The sequence below is a fragment of the Azomonas macrocytogenes genome, assembly GCF_014191985.1.
In the GTDB taxonomy this organism is placed as follows: domain Bacteria; phylum Pseudomonadota; class Gammaproteobacteria; order Pseudomonadales; family Pseudomonadaceae; genus Azomonas; species Azomonas macrocytogenes.
Window position 1 is genome coordinate 1 of record NZ_JACHXI010000046.1, and the last position, 4,549, is coordinate 4,549.

At 61.4% G+C, this 4,549-nt stretch carries 4 protein-coding genes and 1 pseudogene; 2 read left to right on the forward strand and 3 right to left on the reverse strand.

The window, feature by feature from the left end; all coding sequences use genetic code 11:
• Positions 1-542 precede the first annotated feature (542 nt).
• Both FHR87_RS18595 and FHR87_RS18600 read right to left on the reverse strand, forming a co-directional pair.
• Positions 543-851: pseudogene (locus tag FHR87_RS18595) on the reverse strand (oxidoreductase); the annotation flags it as partial.
• Between the two features lie 57 nt (positions 852-908).
• On the reverse strand, positions 909-1,964 hold the full coding sequence (locus FHR87_RS18600; protein WP_183168257.1) for an aldo/keto reductase: 1,056 nt from the start codon (positions 1,962-1,964) through the stop codon (positions 909-911).
• 90 nt (positions 1,965-2,054) lie between these two features.
• On the opposite strand from FHR87_RS18600, the gene FHR87_RS18605 reads away from it, so the two are divergent.
• Positions 2,055-2,708, forward strand: a complete 654-nt coding sequence (locus FHR87_RS18605; protein WP_183168258.1) for an IS1595 family transposase — start codon at positions 2,055-2,057, stop codon at positions 2,706-2,708.
• Positions 2,709-2,710: 2 nt separating this feature from the next.
• Here the strand turns inward: FHR87_RS18605 and FHR87_RS18610 are convergent, their stop codons facing one another.
• A complete protein-coding gene (locus tag FHR87_RS18610; protein WP_183168259.1) occupies positions 2,711-4,072 on the reverse strand; it encodes an IS30 family transposase in 1,362 nt (453 codons plus the stop codon).
• Positions 4,073-4,116: 44 nt separating this feature from the next.
• Here FHR87_RS18610 and FHR87_RS18615 point away from each other — a divergent pair, with 44 nt between their 5' ends.
• The gene (locus tag FHR87_RS18615; protein ID WP_183168260.1) at positions 4,117-4,416 is read left to right on the forward strand and encodes an integrase core domain-containing protein; all 300 of its coding nucleotides are present in this window, start codon (positions 4,117-4,119) and stop codon (positions 4,414-4,416) included.
• The last annotated feature ends 133 nt before the right edge of the window (positions 4,417-4,549 follow it).

Below are 4,549 nucleotides of genomic sequence, written 5' to 3' on the forward strand. Positions count from 1 at the left end.
CTCACGCAAAGCCCTTCGTGTGGACCAAGACAGCCGATGAAATCCTGACCTCGGTCGCCTCTTTCTGCAAACGAATTTCTAACTCACACTACTAGTTGTTGGCCCTGTTCCTCTTATTCCTCGTTGAACGTAGCTTGTACCCTGGCCCAAAAAGCTTTCGCCTCGGCTTTTCCTATCATCCGCCCAGTCCTTTACCTCTGCGTTGCTGAACTTGCTCGTCAGCTAACCATAGTCGTAGTCGAACGGGCCGTCTTCGACCAACCACTGGCGAGTCATCTCGTACATGGATACCCCAATGTAGAAATTGTCCAAGAGACGCTGGACTGTCTTCTCGTCCTTACCAGGCACCAGTCGCGGATAGACGTCTCTGTCGGCGCGATCTAGGAACAGCGCTTCATACTCGCTAAACAGGGAGATGACAGTCTCGCTGTCCAGGCTGTGTGAAAACGCGCTAAATACGTCGAAAACTGAGAGGCGCGAGGATTGCCTGTGAAACAAGCGGGCGGAAGCGCGAATTACCTTAGGCAGCTACACAGACGTTCGTAGAGCTGCAGCGCAATATGCCCGTCTTTGCAGTGTACCGCGTCGGTCACCAAGCGCCAGCCGTCGATCTGTGCGCCCGAGTAGATGCCCGGGGTCAGTGCATAGCCCTGGCCCTGGCGGGAGATCTGCGCCGTCTCGGCGACGATCAGCCCGGCGCCGGCGCGCTGCGCGTAGTACTCAGCGTTGAGGGCGGTCGGCACATCGCCCGGCTGGGCAGCCCTGGAGCGCGTCAGCGGCGCCATGACGACGCGGTTGGGCAGGGTCAGCGTGCCGAGACGGAAGGGGGACAGCAGCTTGTCGATGGCCATGCTTGCTCCTTGTCGAGGTCGACGGATGTTTCGATAAGTGATGGAGGCGCAGGTTGTTCAGGCGACGGGAATGGTCGGCATCCGGAAGTCCGGGTGGCCGCCCAGGGCGGCCGGGAGCTGCCCGGCGATTTGCTCGTGGGGCGTTCCTGGGGCGACGGCGCTGGCGGCCTCCAGGCGGGCGAGCTGTTCCGCGCTCAGGGCGAGCTGCAGCGCGCCGAGGGTCGCGTCGAGCTGCTCGCGGGTGCGCGGCCCGAGGATGGGGATCAGGCTGGTGCTCGAGCGGGCCGCCCGCTCGCGCAGCCAGGCGATGGCCACCTGGGTCGGCGAGGCTTCCAGTTCCGTGGCCACCGCCTGCAGCGCATCGAGGATTGCCGTCTCGCGCGGCGAGTTCTCGGTACGCACCAGGGTGCCGAGGCCGCTCAGGCGGCCTTCCGTCTTGCCCGCACGGTACTTGCCGGTCAGCAGCCCGCCGCCGAGCGGCGACCAGAGCGCCGCGCCCAGGCCCAGCGCCTCGGCCATCGGCAGCAGTTCGCGTTCGGCGCTGCGCTCGGCCAGGCTGTACTCGAACTGGATGCCGGCCAGCGGCGCCCAGCCGCGCAGCTCGGCCAGCAGGTCCGCGCGGGCGATGCGCCAGGCGGGAAAGTTGGACAGGCCGGCGTGGAGGATCTTGCCGGCGCGCAGCAGATCGTCGAAGGCGCGGAGGATTTCCTCGAGCGGCGTCACGCCGTCGGTGGTGTGCGCCCAGTAGAGGTCGAGGTAGTCGGTGCCGAGCCGCTTCAGGCTGTCCTCCAGCGAGCGCACCATGTTCTTGCGGCCGTTGCCGGTGCGCGAGACCCCGGCGTCGGGCGAGGCGCCCAGGCCGTACTTGCTGGCGACGACGAAGCGCTCGCGGTCGCTGGCGATGAACTCGCCGAGCAGCGTCTCCGCTTGGCCGAACTGGTAGATGTCGGCGGTGTCGATGAAGTTGCCGCCGGCCTCCACGTAGCCGTCGAACACCCGCCGCGCCTCGTCGCGCTCGCTGCCGTAGCCCCAGCCCGTGCCGAAGTTGCCGGTACCCAGCGCCAGCTCGGAAACGCGCAGGCCGGTGTTCCGGCCGAAGGTCATGTAACGCATGTAACTCTCTCCCTGATTGTCGGCACACCGGGGCGCGCCTGCATTTATATTGGGGCTGTCGTAGATAAGATCTGGGTTTAAGCTTCTGATATGGGCCTAAACCGCTGCAAATTAAGCAAAAAAATGCAGTCCCGGCTGGTCGAATTTTTCGTTCTGGAAGTGACCGCCCGATCTGCCGCCGATGTGCTGGGCATCCAGCCCAACACCGCAGCCCTGTTCTACCGCAAGTTGCGGGGGCTGATCGCTGATCAATTGGCGCGGGTTGAACATGAGGTCTTCGAGGGCGCGGTCGAACTGGACGAGAGCTACTTCGGCGGCGTGCGCAAGGGCAAGCGTGGTCGCGGGGCTGCCGGCAAGGTCGTCGTATTTGGCCTGCTCAAACGCGGCGGCAGGGTGTATGCCAAGGTGGTGGACAACGCCAAGACCACCACGCTGATGCCTGTAATCCAGCGGAAAATAGCGCCGGACAGCTGGGTTTATACCGACAGCTTCGGCAGCTACGACGCGCTGGACGTGAGCCAGTTCCGCCACGTTCGCATCAACCATTCGGCCGAGTTCGCTCGTGGCCACAACCACATCAACGGCATCGAGAACTTCTGGAACCAGGCAAAGCGCGTGCTACGCAAATACAATGGAATCCCGAGGGAAAGCTTCCCGCTTTTCCTCAAGGAGTGCGAGTTCCGTTTCAACTACGGTACCCACAAACAACAACTCAAAACGCTGAAGGAGTGGGCTGGAATCTAGCCTTATCTACGACAGCCCCTAGATTTTAGATACTCGTTCAGCGCTTCGGCAGGTGTTTTCCAACTGAGTGTTTTTCGGGGTCTTGTGTTCAGCGCATGGGCTATGGCCTGGATCTCTTGGGCACTCCAATGAGACAGGTCAGTGCCTTTCGGGAAGTATTGCCGCAGAAGACCGTTCGTATTCTCGTTCGTGCCGCGCTGCCATGGACTATGAGGGTCAGCAAAGAAGATCTTCACTCCGGACTCGATGGTAAATCGAGCGTGATCCGATAGTTCTTTCCCGCGATCCCAGGTCAAAGATCGCCACAGTTCGACGGGGAGGTCAGCCACCGTCTTCTTCAGTGCATTGGCCATAGTGACAGCCCCGTAGCCGGCAAGCGCCGGGCCGTTCTTCGTCCGAGGAATTAGCCCATAGCCTTCCTCGCGAGGCAGATGGACAAGCATGGTGAATCGAGTTGAGCGCTCGACCAGAGTCCCGATCGCGGATCGGTTCAGACCGATGATCAGGTCGCCCTCCCAATGCCCTGGTACAGCACGGTCTTCCACCTCAGCAGGGCGACTGGAGATCATGACATTTTCGCTGACGTGTGCCCACGCTTTGGCCTGTGCCCTAGCTCTCGGCACGCGCAATGCCCGCCCTGTGCGCAGGCAGCTCACAAGCTCGCGCTTGAGAGCCCCTCGACCCTGAATGTAGAGGGCCTGATAGATGGCTTCGTGAGAGATGCGCATGGATTCATCATCCGGAAAATCGATCTGTAACCGGTTGGTAATCTGTTCGGGCGACCAGCCATTGACCCATTTACGATCACCGCGATGTGGTTTATTTCGTCCCTTGAATGGTGCTTGTCGAGGCCCAGCAATCTCACAACCATCAGCATCGCGAACCTTGCCTTCCAAGCGTTCTTGCACGTAGCGGCGAAGTCGTGGGTTAGTCACCAGTTTCGCTGACTTCGGCCTCTTGGCAACCAGTTCTGCCTTCCATTGCGCGACTGAAGCTCGATACTCGAGCCGACCGCTACGAGTTGCAGCGTTACGTGTCAGCTCCCGTGAAACTGTCGACGGGCTTCGTCTAAGGCGGCGGGCAATCTCACGCACACCCACACTTTGCGCCCGAAGCAGCCCAATCTCTTCTCGCTCCGCGAACGATAAGTACCTTCCGGATATGTGGTTAGACATGAACAATGGCATCCCGCCCCGATGACGGAACCAGCGTGTGCCTACCGCTGATGATACGCCAACGGCCTCCGCTGCCTTTTCGCTTGTGATCCCGGTTGCGATCTGCTCCCAAAACAGTCGCTCGATCTCACAGCGAAGTGACGGCGCACCTGGCGAGCGCATCGCTCCTCGCCCCGTCAACTTCTGCATCCACCCTGCTGGTCGTCCCATAAACACCTCCATAATCAAAGGTGTTGCGACGACCGGTTGAATCCGCCCAGTACGCCAGCGGCGACTTCGGCAAGACCCTGGCCACACATGGCTTCGTGCCGAGCATGAGCCGCAAGGGCAACTGTTGGGACAACGCCGTGGCCGAGAGCTTCTTCGCTACGCTCAAGAACGAGGAGGCCACTGGCGTGTATGAAACCAAGGCCGCTGCCCATGCCGCTATCGCCAGCTACATCCATGGCTTCTACAATCCCACACGCCTGCACTCGGCGCTTGGCTACCTGTCGCCCAACGACTATGCCAGGAAGATGAAGCAGGCCGCTTGACCCCGTGCTTCTTGGCGTCCGTTCTCAGGGGACAGGTTCACGTGGCCTGTTAATCCGCCGCCGTCTGGTTGACGGGGAGCTGGCCTATTTCAGCACCTGGGCACCGGCTGGAACCGCTCTGGAGAAGCTGGCC